14 protein-coding genes are annotated in these 17,083 nt (G+C 70.5%); 8 read left to right on the top strand and 6 right to left on the bottom strand.

Going from position 1 to position 17,083, the window contains the following annotated elements; translation table 11 throughout:
* Position 1 precedes the first annotated feature (1 nt).
* From ACF073_RS32225 to ACF073_RS32210, 4 genes are read left to right on the top strand one after another with little or no spacing between them, the layout of a single operon-like run.
* Complete coding sequence (locus ACF073_RS32225; RefSeq protein WP_392074969.1) at positions 2 to 2,584, top strand: ATP-binding protein; 2,583 nt, start codon at positions 2 to 4, stop codon at positions 2,582 to 2,584.
* Positions 2,581 to 3,267 (top strand): response regulator, encoded by a 687-nt coding sequence (locus ACF073_RS32220; RefSeq protein WP_392074968.1) that lies wholly within the window; start codon positions 2,581 to 2,583, stop codon positions 3,265 to 3,267. The genes ACF073_RS32225 and ACF073_RS32220 overlap by 4 nt, the downstream gene beginning before the upstream one ends.
* A 53-nt stretch (positions 3,268 to 3,320) precedes the next feature.
* Positions 3,321 to 3,719, top strand: coding sequence for an OB-fold nucleic acid binding domain-containing protein (locus tag ACF073_RS32215; RefSeq protein ID WP_208034873.1), 399 nt, complete (start codon positions 3,321 to 3,323; stop codon positions 3,717 to 3,719).
* Between the two features lie 3 nt (positions 3,720 to 3,722).
* A complete protein-coding gene (locus ACF073_RS32210; protein WP_392074967.1) occupies positions 3,723 to 4,508 on the top strand; it encodes a DUF3159 domain-containing protein in 786 nt (261 codons plus the stop codon).
* Positions 4,509 to 4,587: 79 nt separating this feature from the next.
* On the opposite strand, the gene ACF073_RS32205 is transcribed toward ACF073_RS32210, so the two are convergent.
* Positions 4,588 to 5,259 carry a potassium channel family protein gene (locus ACF073_RS32205; RefSeq protein ID WP_392074966.1) on the bottom strand — a complete coding sequence of 224 codons (672 nt, stop codon included), beginning with the start codon at positions 5,257 to 5,259 and terminating at the stop codon, positions 4,588 to 4,590.
* Positions 5,259 to 5,930 carry an NAD-binding protein gene (locus ACF073_RS32200; RefSeq protein ID WP_392074965.1) on the bottom strand — a complete coding sequence of 224 codons (672 nt, stop codon included), beginning with the start codon at positions 5,928 to 5,930 and terminating at the stop codon, positions 5,259 to 5,261. The genes ACF073_RS32205 and ACF073_RS32200 overlap by 1 nt, the downstream gene beginning before the upstream one ends.
* A 374-nt stretch (positions 5,931 to 6,304) precedes the next feature.
* On the opposite strand from ACF073_RS32200, the gene ACF073_RS32195 reads away from it, so the two are divergent.
* The 4 genes from ACF073_RS32195 (at position 6,305) to ACF073_RS32180 (ending at position 14,119) form a co-directional block, all read left to right on the top strand.
* Entirely contained in the window at positions 6,305 to 8,356 is a 2,052-nt protein-coding gene (locus ACF073_RS32195; RefSeq protein WP_392074964.1) for an APC family permease, read from the top strand.
* Positions 8,357 to 8,477: 121 nt separating this feature from the next.
* A complete protein-coding gene (locus tag ACF073_RS32190; protein WP_392074963.1) occupies positions 8,478 to 9,806 on the top strand; it encodes a class I SAM-dependent RNA methyltransferase in 1,329 nt (442 codons plus the stop codon).
* 588 nt (positions 9,807 to 10,394) lie between these two features.
* Positions 10,395 to 10,715 carry a hypothetical protein gene (locus tag ACF073_RS32185; protein WP_392075093.1) on the top strand — a complete coding sequence of 107 codons (321 nt, stop codon included), beginning with the start codon at positions 10,395 to 10,397 and terminating at the stop codon, positions 10,713 to 10,715.
* 95 nt (positions 10,716 to 10,810) lie between these two features.
* Entirely contained in the window at positions 10,811 to 14,119 is a 3,309-nt protein-coding gene (locus ACF073_RS32180) for a hypothetical protein (RefSeq protein WP_392074962.1), read from the top strand.
* 478 nt (positions 14,120 to 14,597) lie between these two features.
* On the opposite strand, the gene ACF073_RS32175 is transcribed toward ACF073_RS32180, so the two are convergent.
* Genes ACF073_RS32175 through ACF073_RS32160 form a run of 4 tightly spaced genes read right to left on the bottom strand, consistent with a single transcriptional unit; the run spans position 14,598 to position 17,013 of the window.
* Positions 14,598 to 14,912 carry a hypothetical protein gene (locus tag ACF073_RS32175; protein ID WP_166662079.1) on the bottom strand — a complete coding sequence of 105 codons (315 nt, stop codon included), beginning with the start codon at positions 14,910 to 14,912 and terminating at the stop codon, positions 14,598 to 14,600.
* The gene (locus ACF073_RS32170; RefSeq protein WP_133890206.1) at positions 14,909 to 15,340 is read right to left on the bottom strand and encodes a hypothetical protein; all 432 of its coding nucleotides are present in this window, start codon (positions 15,338 to 15,340) and stop codon (positions 14,909 to 14,911) included. The genes ACF073_RS32175 and ACF073_RS32170 overlap by 4 nt, the downstream gene beginning before the upstream one ends.
* 38 nt (positions 15,341 to 15,378) lie before the next feature.
* The gene (locus ACF073_RS32165; RefSeq protein ID WP_392074961.1) at positions 15,379 to 16,101 is read right to left on the bottom strand and encodes a hypothetical protein; all 723 of its coding nucleotides are present in this window, start codon (positions 16,099 to 16,101) and stop codon (positions 15,379 to 15,381) included.
* 6 nt (positions 16,102 to 16,107) lie between these two features.
* Positions 16,108 to 17,013: a hypothetical protein gene (locus ACF073_RS32160; protein WP_392074960.1), complete on the bottom strand. Its 906-nt coding sequence runs from the start codon at positions 17,011 to 17,013 to the stop codon at positions 16,108 to 16,110.
* Positions 17,014 to 17,083 lie beyond the last annotated feature (70 nt).

Raw genomic sequence — 17,083 nt, 5'->3', positions numbered from 1 at the left:
CATGGCACGCGGCAAGCTTCGGATCTACCTCGGTGCGGCACCCGGCGTCGGCAAGACGTACGCGATGCTGTCGGAGGCGCACCGCCGTACCGAGCGGGGCACCGACTGCGTGGTCGCGTTCGTGGAGCACCACGCCCGGCCGCGCACCGAGGTGATGCTGCACGGCCTCGAACAGGTGCCGCGCCGCCGGCTGGAGTACCGCGACACCGCCTTCGACGAGATGGACGTCGACGCCGTGCTGCACCGGGCCCCCGCCGTCGCCCTGGTCGACGAGCTGGCCCACACCAACGTCCCCGGCTCGCGCAACGCCAAGCGCTGGCAGGACGTCGAGGAACTGCTCGCCGCCGGCATCGACGTCGTCTCCACGGTCAATATCCAGCACCTGGAGTCACTCGGCGACGTCGTGGAGTCGATCACGGGGGTGCGCCAGCGCGAGACCGTGCCGGACGAGGTCGTCCGGCGCGCGGACCAGATCGAGCTGGTCGACATGTCCCCGCAGGCCCTGCGCCGCCGCATGGCCCACGGCAACATCTACCAGCCGGACAAGGTCGACGCGGCCCTGTCCAACTACTTCCGCCCCGGCAACCTGACCGCCCTGCGCGAACTCGCCCTGCTGTGGGTGGCCGACCGGGTCGACGAGTACCTCAACGAGTACCGCAGCGAGCACCGGGTCTCGAAGATATGGGGTTCGCGGGAGCGGATCGTCGTCGGCCTGACCGGCGGCCCCGAGGGGCGCACCCTGATCCGCCGGGCCGCCCGGCTCGCGGAGAAGGGCGCCGGCGGCGAGGTCCTCGCCGTCTACATCGCCCGCAGCGACGGACTCACCGCGGCCTCCCCGAAGGAGCTGGCCGTCCAGCGCACCCTGGTCGAGGACCTCGGCGGCACCTTCCACCACGTCGTCGGCGACGACATACCGGCCGCGCTGCTGGACTTCGCGCGCGGTGTCAACGCCACCCAGATCGTGCTGGGCTCCTCCCGCCGCCGGACCTGGCAGTACGTCTTCGGGCCCGGCGTCGGCGCCACCGTCGCCCGCGAGTCGGGACCCGACCTCGACGTGCACATCGTCACGCACGAGGAGGTCGCCAAGGGCCGCGGACTGCCCGTGGCCCGGGGCGCCCGCCTCGGCCGGGCCCGGATCATCTGGGGCTGGATGACCGCGCTGGCCGGCCCCGCCCTGCTCGCGACGCTGCTGAACACCATCGACATCGGCCTCGCCAACGACATGCTGCTGTTCCTGGCGGTCACGGTCGCGGCGGCGCTGCTCGGCGGCCTGCTGCCCGCGCTGGCCTCGGTGGCCTTCGGATCGCTGCTGCTGAACTACTTCTACACCCCGCCCCTGCACCGGTGGACCATCGCCGACCCCAAGAACATCGTCGCCATCGCCATCTTCTTCGGCGTCGCGGTCTCGGTGGCCTCCGTGGTCGACCTGGCCGCCCGGCGCACCCACCAGGCGGCCCGGCTGCGCGCCGAGTCCGAGATCCTCTCCTTCCTCGCCGGCAACGTGCTGCGCGGCGAGACCAGCCTGGAGGCGCTGCTGGAACGGGTCCGCGAGACCTTCGCCATGGAGTCGGCCGCCCTGCTGGAGCGCGCGAGCGACGTCGCGCCCTGGACCTGCGCCGGCCGCGCCGGCTTCGGACCTCCGCTGGAGCGCCCTGAGGAGGCCGACGTCGACATGCCCGTCGGCGACCACATGGCACTCGCGCTCACCGGCCGGGTGCTGCCGGCCGCCGACCGCCGGGTGCTGGCCGCGTTCGCCGCCCAGGCCGCTGTCGTGCTCGACCGCAGGCGCCTGCGGGAGGAGGCCGACCAGGCCCGCGCGCTCGCCGAGGGCAACCGCATCCGCACCGCCCTGCTGGCCGCCGTCAGCCACGACCTGCGCACCCCGCTCGCCGGCATCAAGGCCGCCGTCACCTCACTGCGCTCCGACGACGTCGAGTGGTCCGAAGAGGACCGGGCCGAGCTGCTGAAGGGCATCGAGGAGGGCGCCGACCGGCTCGACCACCTCGTGGGCAACCTGCTGGACATGTCCCGCCTCCAGACCGGTACGGTCACGCCGCTGATCCGCGAGATCGACGTCGACGAGGTCGTACCGATGGCCCTCGGCGGAGTACCCGAGGACAGCGTGGAGCTGGACGTGCCCGAGACGCTGCCGATGGTCGCCGTCGACCCCGGGCTGCTGGAGCGGTCGGTGGCCAATCTGGTGGAGAACGCCGTCAAGTACAGCCCGCGCGGTCAGCGCGTCCTGGTCGCCGCCAGCGCCATCGCCGACCGGGTCGAGGTGCGGGTGGTGGACCGCGGGCCGGGCGTCCCGGATGACGCCAAGGACCGCATCTTCGAGCCCTTCCAGCGGTACGGTGACGCTCCGCGAGGTGCCGGGGTCGGGCTCGGCCTCGCGGTCGCCCGGGGCTTCGCCGAGGCCATGGGCGGCACCCTCACCGCAGAGGACACGCCCGGCGGCGGCCTCACCATGGTGCTCAGCCTCCGCGCGGCCGGCACCCGTGCCGGGACCGTTCCGTCCGCGGCGGACATCGCGGAACCCCCTGGCGGGGCAGGTATCGCAGAACCAGAAAGGCAGGCCCTATGACCCGGGTGCTCGTGGTCGACGACGAGCCGCAGATCGTGCGCGCCCTCGTGATCAACCTCAAGGCGCGCAAGTACGAGGTCGACGCGGCGCCCGACGGCAGGACCGCACTCGAACTCGCCGCCTCCCGCCACCCCGACGTGGTCGTCCTCGACCTGGGCCTGCCCGACATGGACGGCGTCGAGGTGATCAAGGGCCTGCGCGGCTGGACCCGGGTGCCCATCCTGGTCCTCTCCGCCCGCCACTCCTCCGACGAGAAGGTCGAGGCGCTGGACGCGGGCGCCGACGACTACGTGACCAAGCCCTTCGGCATGGACGAGCTGCTGGCCCGGCTGCGGGCCGCGGTGCGCCGCGCCGAGCCGTCCGGGCCCGGCGAGGACGACGTGACGACCGTGGAGACCGAGGGCTTCACCGTCGACCTCGCCGCCAAGAAGGTCAACCGCGACGGCAAGGACGTCCGGCTCACCCCCACCGAGTGGCATCTGCTGGAGGTGCTGGTCCGCAACACCGGCCGGCTCGTCAGCCAGAAGCAGCTGCTCCAGGAGGTGTGGGGGCCGTCGTACGGCACCGAGACCAACTACCTGCGGGTGTACATGGCCCAGCTGCGGCGCAAACTGGAGACGGACCCCTCGCACCCGGAGCACTTCATCACCGAGCCGGGGATGGGGTACCGCTTCGAGAAGTGAGGGCCCCTCGCGGTCCCTACAGTCCTGTCGGCGCTCCCCGGTACGCTTCACTCATGACTGCTGTTCCTCGTTCCGAAAAGCCGGCCGGCCGGTTCCGGCGCATGCTCGACCGGCTCTCCTCGTCCCAGGAGGACCTGGAGTCGGAGGAGCTGCGCGAGGACGCCGAGACGGCGGGCTGTACGAAGATCGGCGACTGTCAGGACCGGCAGATCGTCACCGTAACTGGTACCTTGCGCACGGTCACCCTGCGTCCGCGGGCCGGAGTCCCGGCCCTGGAGGCCGAGCTGTTCGACGGCTCGGCGGCGCTGGACGTGGTGTGGCTCGGCAGGCGCTCCATCGTGGGCATAGAACCGGGGCGCAAGCTGATCGCATCGGGCCGGATCTCGATGAGCCGGGGCCGCCGGGTGCTGTTCAATCCGAAATACGAACTGCGACCCCTCGGACGGGAGTAGCCGGTGACGTCCCTCGACAAGCCGACCGAAGACACCGACCAGACTCAGCCTCATGACGCCCGCGCGGTGACGGAGGCGGCGCTGTTCGAGGCGTTCGGCGGGGTCCGCGGCATGGTCGAGACGGTCCTTCCGGGCCTGCTCTTCGTCGCGATCTTCACGATCAACAAGGACCTGCACCTCTCCGCGATCGCCGCGCTCGCGGTGTCCGTGATCCTGGTCGTGGTCCGGCTGGTCATGAAGGACACCGTGAAGCACGCCTTCAGCGGTGTCTTCGGTGTGGCGTTCGGTGTCGTCTTCGCGATGTTCACCGGCAACGCCAAGGACTTCTACCTCCCCGGCATGATCTACACGCTGGGCCTGGCGCTCGCGTACATCGTCACGACCCTCGCCGGGGTGCCCCTGATCGGCCTGATCCTGGGCCCGGTCTTCAAGGAGAACCTCTCCTGGCGCACCCGTAACCCGGGCCGCAAGAAGGCCTACGCCAAGGCCAGCTGGGCCTGGGGCCTGATCCTGCTCGCCAAGTGCGCGATCCTCTTCCCGCTGTACTGGTGGGCCGACACCGCCCAGCTCGGCTGGGTCCTGATCGCCCTGAAGATCCCGCCGTTCCTGCTCGCCGTCTGGCTGACCTGGGTCTTCCTGGCCAAGGCTCCGGCGCCCATCGACGTCTTCGCCGAGATGGAGGCCGAGGAGAAGGCCGAGGAGGAGCGCAAGGCGGCGCGGACCGCCCGGGCCGCGCAGGCCGCCGAGAGCGGTGAGCCGGCCGGCCCCCGGCACCGCCGGGACGCGTAGCGCGGGACACGCGGAGCGCGGAGCGCTTACGGAAAAGGCAGGGCGCCCTTGACGTCAAGGGCGCCCTGCCTGTGTCCGGTCAGGCCTCTTCGCGGCGCACCGACAGCAGCTCCTCCAGCTGCTCCTCCCGGGCCTGCGCGGCCACGAACAGCAGCTCGTCGCCCGCCTCCAGAGAGTCCTCCTTGGAGGGCGTCAGCACGCGGTTGCCGCGGATGATCGTGACCAGCGAGGTGTCCTGCGGCCACTCCACGTCCCCGACCTGGGTGCCGGCCAGGGCCGACTCCTCGGGCAGGGTCAGCTCCACGAGGTTGGCGTCGCCGTGGCTGAAGCGGAGCAGGCGGACCAGGTCGCCGACGCTCACCGCCTCCTCGACCAGGGCGGACATCAGACGCGGCGTGGAGACGGCGACGTCGACGCCCCAGGCCTCGTTGAACAGCCACTCGTTCTTGGGGTTGTTGACGCGGGCCACGACGCGCGGGACGCCGTACTCCGTCTTGGCGAGCAGCGAGACGACCAGGTTCACCTTGTCGTCGCCGGTCGCGGCGATCACGACGCTGCAGCGCTGGAGCGCCGCCTCGTCCAGGGAGGTGATCTCACAGGCGTCGGCGAGCAGCCACTCCGCCTGCGGGACGCGCTCGACCGAGATGGCGGTCGGCGCCTTGTCGATCAGCAGCACCTCGTGGCCGTTCTCCAGCAGCTCGCCCGCGATCGAGCGGCCGACGGCGCCGGCTCCGGCAATGGCGACCCTCATCAGTGACCGCCCTCCTCTTCCGGGCCACCGGCGAAGGCCGCCTCGACCTTCTCCACGTCGTCCGTCCGCATCATCACATGCACGAGGTCGCCCTCCTGCAGCACCGTCTGCGAGGTGGGCAGGATCGCCTCGCCCAGGCGGGTCAGGAACGCCACCCGGACGCCCGTCTCCTCCTGCAGCGTGCTGATCTTGTGGCCCACCCACTTCGGGGAGGCGTGCACCTCGGCGAGCTGCACGCCTCCGGTGGGATCGCGCCACAGCGGCTCGGCCCCGGACGGCAGCAGACGGCGCAGCATCTGATCGGCGGTCCAGCGGACCGTGGCCACGGTGGGGATGCCCAGACGCTGGTAGACCTCGGCGCGGCGGGGGTCGTAGATGCGGGCGGCCACGTTCTCCACGCCGAACATCTCGCGGGCCACGCGGGCGGAGATGATGTTGGAGTTGTCGCCGCTGGAGACGGCGGCGAAGGCGCCGGCCTCCTCGATGCCCGCCTCGCGCAGGGTGTCCTGGTCGAAGCCGACGCCGGTGACCCGGCGGCCCCCGAATCCCGGGCCCAGCCGACGGAAGGCGGTGGGGTCCTGGTCGATCACTGCGACCGTGTGTCCCTGTTGCTCCAGGGTCTGGGCAAGAGCGGAACCCACTCTTCCGCAGCCCATGATGACGATGTGCACGACCGTCCTTCCGGTGTCCAAAAGTTACTGCTCAGCATCAGGGTCTCAGACCGACGCCCAAAGCTACACACGGGCGCCGGGCGGTGGGCACCCATGTGCCGCAGGCGGCGGCGGGAGCCGTCTGCGAGTGATGCTGCGCACGCTGCACAGGGTCAGGATTCCGAGGCAGGCCAGAGCGAGCACCGCCCCGATCAGCTCCGCGGTCGCGGGCATGGAACCTCCGAAGTGCGATGACGGGCGGGGTTTGCCATCTAGGCACGAGGGGCACACCATCCACGGATTCCGCAGTTCCGCGCGTCCCCGTTTTCACTCGGGAGGCATATCCAGCCCTCCGGGTGGGCGGCTGCCTGTTCGAAGGCTTACGATCCTCTCTCGTGTCCAAACTGACCGACGTGCCCAAACGGATCCTGATCGGGCGCGCTCTGCGCAGTGACCGGCTGGGCGAGACCCTCCTGCCGAAGCGCATCGCACTGCCCGTCTTCGCCTCCGACCCGCTGTCCTCCGTCGCCTACGCGCCGGGAGAGGTCCTGCTGGTCCTGTCCATCGCGGGCGTGTCGGCGTACCACTTCAGCCCCTGGATCGCCGTCGCGGTCGTCGTGCTGATGTTCACCGTGGTCGCCTCCTACCGGCAGAACGTGCACGCGTACCCGAGCGGCGGCGGCGACTACGAGGTCGCCACCACCAACCTGGGCCCCAAGGCCGGCCTGACCGTGGCCAGCGCCCTGCTCGTGGACTACGTCCTGACCGTCGCCGTCTCCATCGCCTCCGGAATCGAGAACCTCGGCTCCGCGATCCCGTTCGTGGTCGAGCACAAGGTGCTCTGCGCGACCGCCGTGATCGTCCTGCTGACGCTGATGAACCTGCGCGGCGTGAAGGAGTCGGGCAAGCTCTTCGCGATCCCGACGTTCGTCTTCGTCGGCGGCGTCTTCGTCATGATCCTGTGGGGCGCGTTCCGGGGCCTGGTCCTCGGCGACGCCATGCGCGCCCCGACCGCCGACTACCACATCAAGGCCGAGCACCAGGGGCTCGCGGGCTTCGCGCTCGTCTTCCTGCTGCTGCGCGCCTTCTCCTCCGGCTGTGCGGCCCTGACCGGCGTCGAGGCGATCTCCAACGGCGTCCCGGCCTTCCGCAAGCCCAAGTCGAAGAACGCGGCGACCACGCTCGCGATGATGGGCCTGCTGGCCGTCACCATGTTCTGCGGCATCATCGCCCTCGCGATGGCGACCAAGGTGCGCATGGCCGAGCACCCCGCCACCGATCTCCTCCACAACGGCTCCCCGGTCGGCTCCGGCTACGTCCAGAACCCGGTGATCTCGCAGGTCGCCGAGGCGGTCTTCGGCAAGGGCAGCTTCCTGTTCATCCTGCTGGCCGCCGCCACCGCCCTGGTGCTGTTCCTCGCGGCCAACACGGCGTACAACGGCTTCCCGCTGCTGGGCTCGATCCTCGCCCAGGACCGCTACCTCCCGCGCCAGCTGCACACCCGCGGTGACCGCCTCGCCTTCTCCAACGGCATCGTGCTGCTCGCCGGCGCGGCGGCCCTGCTGGTGGTCATCTACGGGGCCGACTCCACGCGCCTGATCCAGCTGTACATCGTCGGCGTGTTCGTGTCCTTCACGCTCAGCCAGACCGGCATGGTCCGGCACTGGAACCGCCACCTCGCGGTCGAGAAGGACCCGGCCAAGCGCCGCCACATGGTCCGCTCGCGCGCGATCAACACGTTCGGCGCCTTCTTCACCGGCCTGGTGCTCGTCGTCGTCCTGGTCACCAAGTTCACCCACGGTGCCTGGGTGGCCCTGCTCGGCATGTGCATCTTCTACGCGACGATGACCGCGATCCGGAAGCACTACGACCGGGTCGCCGAGGAGATCGCCGCGCCCGAGGGCCCCAGCGACGACCTGGTCCGCCCGTCCCGCGTGCACTCGGTGGTCCTGATCTCCAAGATCCACCGCCCCACGCTGCGCGCCATCGCCTACGCCAAGCTGATGCGCTCCGACACCCTGGAGGCGCTGACCGTCAACGTCGACCCGGCCGAGACGAAGGCGCTGCGCGAGGAGTGGGAGCGGCGCGGCATCGACGTGCCGCTGAAGGTCCTGGACTCGCCGTACCGGGAGGTCACCCGCCCGGTGATCGAGTACGTCAAGAGCCTGCGCAAGGAGTCCCCGCGCGACGCGGTCTCCGTGATCATCCCCGAGTACGTGGTGGGCCACTGGTACGAGCACCTGCTGCACAACCAGAGCGCCCTGCGCCTCAAGGGCCGCCTGCTCTTCACCCCCGGCGTCATGGTCACCTCGGTCCCCTACCAGCTGCAGTCCTCCGAGGCGGCCAAGCTGCGGGCCCGCAGGCGGCAGGAGTGGAACGCACCGGGCGCGGTCCGGCGCGGTCCGGCGGCGGAACGGCCGAAGGAGTCGTCGGCGGCCAAGGACTGAGCGCCCCTCGGGAAGGCCGTAGACTGGTGGGCTGTTGTCCGGCCCGGCCGGTACGCGGCCGTTCCCGCAGCGGCCCTTCCCGCACCCCGAGCCCCCTTCTTCGATCTGGAGTCACCCCACCATGCAGGCAGAACCGACGAAGTCTCTGGTGGGCGAGGAGTACGAGGTCGAGATCGGCCCCGTCGCCCACGGCGGCCACTGCATCGCCCGTACGTCCGAGGGGCAGGTGCTGTTCGTCCGGCACGCGCTGCCCGGCGAGCGGGTGGTCGCCCGGGTGACGGAGGGCGAGGAGGGCGCCCGCTTCCTGCGCGCCGACGCCGTGGAGATCCTGGAGGCGTCCAAGGACCGCATCGAGGCTCCCTGCCCCTTCGCCGGCCCCGGTCGCTGCGGCGGCTGCGACTGGCAGCACGCCAAGCCGGGCGCCCAGCGCCGGCTGAAGGCCGACGTCATCGCGGAGCAGCTCCAGCGGCTCGCCGGACTCACTCCGGAGGAGGCGGGCTGGGACGGCACCGTGCTCCCGGCCGAGGGCGACAAGCTGCCGGCCGGCCAGGTCCCGCAGTGGCGCACCCGCGTCCAGTACGCCGTCGACGCCGACGGCAACGCGGGCCTGCGCCGCCACCGCTCGCACGAGGTCGAGCCGATCGACCACTGCATGATCGCCGCGGCCGGAGTCAGCGAACTCGGCATCGAGGAGCGGGACTGGTCCGGCATGGCCTCCGTCGAGGCGATCGCCGCGACGGGCTCCCAGGACCGCATGGTGATCCTGGAGCCGCGTCCCGGCGCCCGGCTGCCGCTCGTCGAGCTGGACCGGCCCGTCTCCGTCATGCGCGTCGACGAGCGGGACGGCGGCATCCACCGCGTCCACGGCCGCGCGTTCGTGCGCGAGCGCGCCGACGACCACACCTACCGGGTCGGCAGCGGCGGCTTCTGGCAGGTCCACCCGAAGGCCGCCGACACCCTGGTCACGGCCGTCATGCAGGGCCTGCTGCCCCGCAAGGGCGACATGGCCCTGGACCTCTACTGCGGCGTCGGCCTCTTCGCCGGCGCCCTCGCCGACCGCCTCGGCGAGCAGGGCGCGGTCCTCGGCATCGAGTCCGGCAAGCGGGCGGTGGAGGACGCACGGCACAACCTGGCCGACTTCCCGCGGGTCCGCATCGAGCAGGGCAAGGTCGAGTCGGTCCTGCCGCGCACCGGCATCACCGAGGTCGACCTGATCGTCCTCGACCCGCCCCGCGCCGGCGCCGGCCGCAAGACGGTCACCCACCTCACCTCCCTGGGCGCCCGCCGCATCGCGTACGTCGCCTGCGATCCCGCCGCGCTGGCCCGGGACCTGGGGTACTTCCGGAAGGGCGGCTACCGGGTGCGGACGCTTCGGGCGTTCGATCTGTTTCCGATGACCCATCATGTGGAGTGTGTCGCCATCCTCGAACCGGCCGCGAAGGGCTCCTGACCTGCGGTTTTAAGCGTGCGCATTATGTGCGGTGTGGGCGTTACGGGCGATATCTTGACGGTGAAATGACGCTCGTGACGCTCATTTGACGCTCGTTCTGATGGTGCGTCAGGCACACGTTGGGCAGGTCAGGCGGAGTCAAGGCTGCGAGTGACGAGGCAACGCCGAGGGCTGATGACGCTCAAAGCGGAGTCGCCGGGTCCTACAGATCAGATGTCGCGGAAGAGACCGGCCAGCGTTTCGCCCTGCAGCAATGGACGGTGCGAGTCGATGACCTGCGCTAATGGTCTTTCGCTCGTTTCACGTTGGTGCCCCTTAATGCATTTGGAAGTCCCAGAAACGTCCCAGGGGGCTCCCAGCGCCGACCGACGCTCTCGGCCTTGTGGTGGGCCGTGCGGAACCTTGTTCGGGGCGCCATTGCCCTCCAGGGCTCTCCTCCAGAGCTTTCCCGCATGGCGATGTTGGCCTGGCCGTATGGTGGGGCTCGGCATGCGGCGTGGGCCATACCGGGCTCGGTGCGGTTCCGCCTCGACGGGGCGTAAGGGGGCAGAGAGGGTGGCTGTGCGGGGTGACCGGCGCGCCGTCTTGGTGACGACGGTTCTGGTCCTGGCGGTCGTCGCCGGTGCGCTGTCGCTGCTGAGCTGGGACCGGGCGAACCAGGTGGCTGGCGTGGTCTCCGCGGTGGTCGGTGTGGTCGCCTTGGGAGTCGGCGTCTGCGCGTTGCTGGCCCCGTCTGGGAGCACGTCCGTACAGGTGTCCAGGACCGGGAGTGCCACGGCCGCCGGCGGCGGGGACGCCAACACGGGTGCCGTCGCCTCCCCGTCCGACGGTGTGGTCTCCGTCGGCGAGACCGGTGACGCGCGGGCGGAGGGCGGCAGCGCGAATACCGGTTATCGGGGGCAGGGTTAGCGGCGCATCCGATGTTCTTCCGCAGTCGCGCCGCGGTACGCAAGTCGGGTGGATCCTCCGCCGAGGGAGCCGGGGCCTTCGCCAACAGTGGCGTGATGATTGACAGCTTCGTGCAGGTGGTCGCGGGGCGCGCCGCCGTCTCCGGCTATCTCCTGCAGGTGGAACAGGCCCTCGCCGCCGCCGATTTCCAGGGGCGTGAGAGGGAACTCGCCCAGCTGGCCGCCTTCTGCGCGCACGATGTCCCCGCGGACGGTCCCGGCGCCAACTACTGGCGCTGGGTGGCCCCGGCGTGGGCGGGAAAGTCCGCCCTGCTGGCGCACTTCGTCCTGCATCCTCCACCCGGCGTCGATGTCGTGTCGTTCTTCATCACCTCCCGCATGGTCTCGCAGAGCGACGCGGCGGCGTTCTGCGAGGTTGTACAGCGGCAGGTGTACGCCTTGCTGGGCGAGGAGGAGCCGCTGAGCACCCCCGCCACGCGCGACGAGCAGATGCTGCTCGCGCTGCACCGCGCCGCACAGGGGTGCGCGGCGCGCGGCCGACGACTCGTGCTCGTGGTGGACGGGCTGGACGAGGACCGCGGCGTGACCGCCGGTCCCGACGGCCACAGCATCGCGGCGCTGCTGCCACGCGTTCCCCCGCACGGCATGCGGATCCTCGTCGCCGGCCGTCCGCATCCGCCGGTACCGGGGGACGTACCCGCGGACCACCCCCTGCGGACCACGCGGATCGACCGTCGGCTGGAGCCGTCCCCACACGCCCGCGCGGCGCGCTGGGACGCAGAGCGGGATCTGCTGCGACTGCGAGACGGCGGCGGGCTGGGCTGGGACCTGGCCGCTCTGACCGTCGCGGCCGGAGGCGGTCTGAGCGCACCCGACTTCGCGGAGCTGACCGAGAGCCCGGCGCGGCTGGTCGAGCGCGAGCTGACCGCGGTGAACGGTCGCAGCTTCCGCCAGCGCTTCGGGCACTGGACGTCCGACGATCCGCCCGTTTTTCTCTTCGCGCACGAGGAGATCCGGCGCGGCGCGGCGGAACTGGTCACGGACCAGGAGCTGGCGGCCCATCGCAGCCGTCTGCACCGGTGGGCGGACTCCTACCGGAGCGCCGGATGGCCGGAGGGGACACCCGAGTACCTGCTGCGCGGCTACACCCAATTGCTGCGCGAACAGGGGGACGCTCCCAGGCTGGTGACGCTGGCCTGTGACACCGGGTGGCAAGAGCGGTTGTGGCGGGCGTCCGGGGCGGACCTGGAGGCGCTCAATACGGTGTCGTCCGCGTTCGACCTGGTGCTCGCGGACGGCCGGCGCCGCGGCGATCAGGACGTGTCCGTGGCCCTGCGGCTCGCCGCCGCGCGGGACGGGCTGCACGATCGGACGGCGCCTCTCCCGTCCGGCCTGATCGCCCTGTGGGCCCGACTCGGGCACCCGGCGCGCGCCGTTCATCTGGCCGAGTCGCGGCGCGACGCGTGGGACCGGGTGGCCGCTCTGAGCGCCATCGCCGGCGCCCTGGCCGCCGCCGGGCGCACGGATCAGGCGGCCGCTCTGCTCGACGGAGCGGACCGCACCGAGGACCGGGACCGCTTCCTGGAAGCGATCGCCAAGGGCCTGGCGGACTCCGGCCGGTCCGCCGAGGCCCTGCGGTCGGCCCGCCGCATCAGCGACCCGGAGCGCAGGGCGGACGCTCTCGTCGCCGCCGTCGGGGCCCTGGCCAGGGTGGCGAGGAACGCCATGGAAGCTCAGGAGGAGGCCGGGGCCCCGGGCCCCGATGCGGTTCCCTGGGCGCTGGAAGTCGTCGACGCGGTCATGGCGGTGCCCAACACCGTCTCCCGGAGCGCCTTGGGCGCCTCGCTGACCGCCGCGCTCTCCCGGCTCGGCGAGCAGCGCCGGGCCCTGGCGCTGGCGAAGCGTGTCGTGTCCCGATCGGCCGGCTCCGGTGACCCCGTCCGGCGTGCGCAGTACCTCGCCCTGTTCGCCCGGGGGATGTCCACGGCACCGGGGCTCGCCGAACAGGCTGCCGAGTTTGCCCTGACGTCGGCCCAGCTGGCAGCGGACATCGACGACCCCGACGGCGTGGACTGGGTCTACCCCCACGTCGCCGCGGGCCTGGAAGCGACCGGGCACCACCAGCAGGCGACCGACCTGGTCAGCCGTTTCCTGAACGATCCGGAGGACGGCCTGCTCGAGATCGGCATCGCGGCGGCGGAAACCGGTGACCTCGACCGGGCCCTGGAACTGGCCGAGCGGATCACCGAACCCATCTACCGGGCGCGCGTCCTCAACGCCGCCGGCAGGACGACGGCAGAGTCCCGTGACCCGGCACAGACGCTGCGCCTGGCCCGACAAGCCCGCGACGCCACCGACAAGGTGCCCTACCTCCACTGGCGGATGACGCTGTCGACTGACACCGCCGACTTCCTGCTGCGAGCGGGCCAGGAGGAACGCGCCCACGCCGTGGTCAAGCGGGCGACGAACATGGCGCGGAGGGCTCGGGGGCGCGGGGTGCACACCCTCATCAAGCTGGCCGTCGCAGCTGGCCGGTCCGGGCGGCCGGGCGACGCGGCCCGCCTCATCCACCGCGCCGAACGAGCCGCCGACACGTCCGCCGGTTACGCACGCGTCCTCGACCTCGCGGAGCTGGCCGAGAGCCTGCACCACACGGGTCGCCCCGCGGAGGGGTACGAACTCCTGCTCCGCGTACTCCACGAGAGCTGGGCCCTGGCAGATCCTGCCGAGCGCACCGAGGGCCTGCGACGGGTGGCCCAGGCATTCGGCCGCACCGGGAAACCGGACGGAGCGGCAGAGCTTGCTCAGGAGATCCTCGGCCTGGCAGGCACTGCTGACAGCCCCTCCCGCCGGCGCTGGGACACGTACGCCGCCGCCGATGCGCTCCTCGCGGCGGGCGAGATCGACGCGGTGCTCGGGCTGGAGGACGGCCTGCCGAAGGACGCGGTCGACGAGATCCTCACCGGTGTCGTGAAAAAGCTGGTGGACACCGGTGATCTGGCCGCAGCAGAGCTGATCGTCGACAGGCAAGGAGACGAGCACGCCCTCGGCCACCTTGCGACGGGCGCCGCAGCCACGGGGGACGTCACCCGTGCCGCCGCGGTGCTGGAGGAGATCAGCACCCCTGCCCTGCGCGAGGCGGCCACGCCGACCGTCGTCAAAGCGCTCTGCCGGGTGGGTGCCCGCACGGCGGCCCGCGCCCTGGCCGACGCCCTCGCCATACCCGAGCACCGTGGCAAAGCCCTCGCAGCGATCGCCCAGTCGCTCGGCCCATGCCCGCAGGGACGCCTCGTGCTGATCGAGGCGCTGTACTGGAGCCCGTGTGAGCGGGTGACTGAGGAGATCGCCGATGTGGTGCCGGAACACCTGCCCCTCCTGGCAGACCTCGTGTCGGCGGAAAGCTAGAGTCCGCCTACAAAGATCACCTTGTTGAGGGTCACGGGGGCTGTCATCTAGTCACTGACCGGGAGTGAGATCTTTTGGCTCTGCTGATACCGCAGGCCGTCACCGGGCGGCCCGGCGGGACAGACCACAACGTCACCAGGTGGATGTTCTGCGAGATCCGTGCTGGCCTCTCCTGGCGTGATCTGCGGAACGCTATGGGCACTCGCAGACGGTCTACACCCTGGTTGCGGGGTGGTGGATTGACGGAGTGTTCACCCGTGGCACCTGCATGGCAGACGGTTCTCGCGGAACATTTTGGTGGCGAAGCCCCTTGGTCGTCGGTGTGCCCCCGTCAACAGGCGCTGACGGGAGCACTGCGCGAGGCGGGCCTTGCTGCGGGGCGCTTGAGTCGGACGTAAATCGACCTCAGGGGCGTGCCTGGCACTCGGCGAGTGCTTCAGGGTGAGTGCGTCCGGTGGCTGCAAGGGCTGATGGGCTGCTACTTGGGGTAGAAGCCGGTGATGCGGTAGAGCTGTCCGTGGCGGTGGACGCTGAAACCCATAACCCACTGCTCGGACAGGTTGTCTACGACGATCAGCCGCCGGTCGGTGAGCGCAGTTGGGCGGTGCAGCGGCATAGAAACCGGCACGGGGCATTCGTCGAACAGGGAGCGGGCGTGAAAGGCGGGGGCGGTCACCATGCGCCCCACAAGCGGACCAGTTGGGTGGTACTCGGCTGGCAGCTGTTGTAGGACACCATCCAGTTCGATCGTGACTGTGCGGTGGCGCAGGCCCTGGGAGCGGAGCCGGCTCATAGTGCCACCGCCAGGTGTTCCTGCGGCGGGAGGCCGTAGCGCATCCAGAACCTGAGGGTGCGGGCTGTGTGGATCTGACCAGTACCCGTGGCCTGGCGGCTATCGAAGACCCAGCGGTTCACCTGCACGAAGGTGCCGTGGCCTGTGCGGAGATCGAGCTTAAGGTTGAGGAAAACCGGACGCTTGGCGACGGCGAAGCCTTGCCACGGACGTTCCCAGCGCAACAGTGTGCCGAACTGCGAGTCGTTCCAGACCATCAGGCGTTGCGAGCGGTGAGCGTCACGGCAGTCCAGGATCCACAAGTCGGCGTGTGCTTCCCGGCCGGCGACTTCGGCGGGTGGAAGTGGGCGGGCCTGGACCTCAGCCCGCTTCCCGCAGCGCAGTTGGCAGTCGGCGCGGCGGTTACCGAGGGAGATCTCGGTGGCCACGCCCCATCCTTTGATCTCCTTGTGCCACGCAGACTCGGTCATAGGGCGCCTGCGTAGAGAAGGAGTTCGGCGTCGTCCTCGTCCAGGCCGAGGGCCTGCGGCCCGACTTCGGTCAGCAAGTCGGCGACGGTGAAGATGCCAGGAAGGCTGTCGATGCCGGCGACTAGACGGTCGTAGCGTTTGACTAGGGCGAGGATGCGGTTTCCACGCGCCCGGTGCCTTTTTGCACCTTGGGTGGACTCTTTGGCCTGCTGGTCGAGCCGGTCGGCCTCCCTGAAGTCGCGTTCGGCGAGAGAGGGCGAGACGTCGATGATGCGGTCGAGGTCTTGCCGTACGAGTTGCCGAGCGGTCTTCTCCGTCAGTTCGCCCCCCTCGCCGAGTACAACCTTCGCGACGACTTGGTCGTCGGTGGCGCTGGCGCGTGGACCGGGAACGCTGGCGTCGTCCGGGGCGGTGGGGGTGGTGCCGCAGCCGGGGCCTTGGAGAGTGGGTTCGGTGCGCGAAGGGCCGGGCGGTCCGGCCAGGGCAGCGAGTCGGATCTCTTTGGTGACCTTGTTGAAGGAGGTGGTGCACATCGACTTCACCGCGCGGTCGAACACCGCGTGGTACTCGGCCGACAGCACTTTGATCTTCGATCGAACGATCCCCTGTAGCCGGGAGAACTGCTCACCCTCGCTCCCGCCGGCGAGAATGCAGCGGAGGGCTTCACGGTCGAGGACGTCATGTACGTTGTTGGAGTAGCGGCCTGCGGCGCTGGGCATGGGTTTCTACTTTCCTGCCAGGAGTCGGATGGTGCGGGGACGCTGCTGCAAGACCCGGTCGGCCCAGGAAGCGACCGAGTCGCGGATGGACTCGACGGACTCCCAGACCTCGGGGTCGTTGACGTCCACGAAGTCCTCAGGACCGAGCAGCAAGATTTCTCTGGCTTTGTGGACCAGTCCGAAGTAGCGGATGGTCCAGTCGGCGTGCGGATCGCGGTCCTCACTGCCGACGAGCTCATCGAGTAGGGCTTCGTCCGCGCTGGGAGCCGGTCGCATCTGTGCGCGGACGTAACGCGCGACGTCCTGGTCCTTCAGCACTTCCCGCACTGCGGGCTCCCGCAGCACGGCCAGCACTGCCGCCGGACTCTTGGTCAGCTCGGCCAGAACGGCCTCGCGGACTTCTTCTCGGTCGAGCTGCGCAACGATCTCTGCGGGAGGCTCGGCTCCGCCCGCCAGGCCCAATGTCAGGCGGTATTGTGCCGCATCCAGTGAAACGGGCCATCCCGCCCGCTCTGCACTGTCGAGTAGTTCGAGCAGCAACGTGATGCGTCGGGCCCGCTCTTGGGGATCGGTGACGCAGGCGGTGGTCACGCACTTCCACGGGACGTGGACGGCGGAGGCGAGCAGACGGTCGCGAAGTGCGGTTCCTGCGAGGCGCGTAACCCGAAGGTATTTCTCCAGTGTCTCCGTCGCGTACCCAAGCTGGTGGGCCAGCTGTTCCAAGGCGACGCTTGCGCCGGGTGCTGTCCCGTCGGCGATCTCGGCACAGACGTCACCGAGGCCAAAGCGTGCCGCCAACTGTGCCCGTGATGCCCGGATGTCCGTCTCGGTGAAGGTTCTCGCGCGTCTGAGCTGATCCTCGGTGTAGCCGGGACCGGTGGGCCCGCCCGGCTCGATCCATACGTTCTCCATGGCCGAGGACCGTAAGCGGCCCCAGCTGCCGTGGGCCCCACGTATCCCCGGATCGGACCAGCCGAAATTT

Origin of the sequence: Streptomyces sp. NPDC015171 (assembly GCF_043079545.1) — a bacterium.
Taxonomy (GTDB): Bacteria; Actinomycetota; Actinomycetes; order Streptomycetales; family Streptomycetaceae; genus Streptomyces.
The sequence above is the reverse complement of the archived record's forward strand: the minus strand, read 5'-3'. Positions and strand labels throughout refer to the sequence as shown.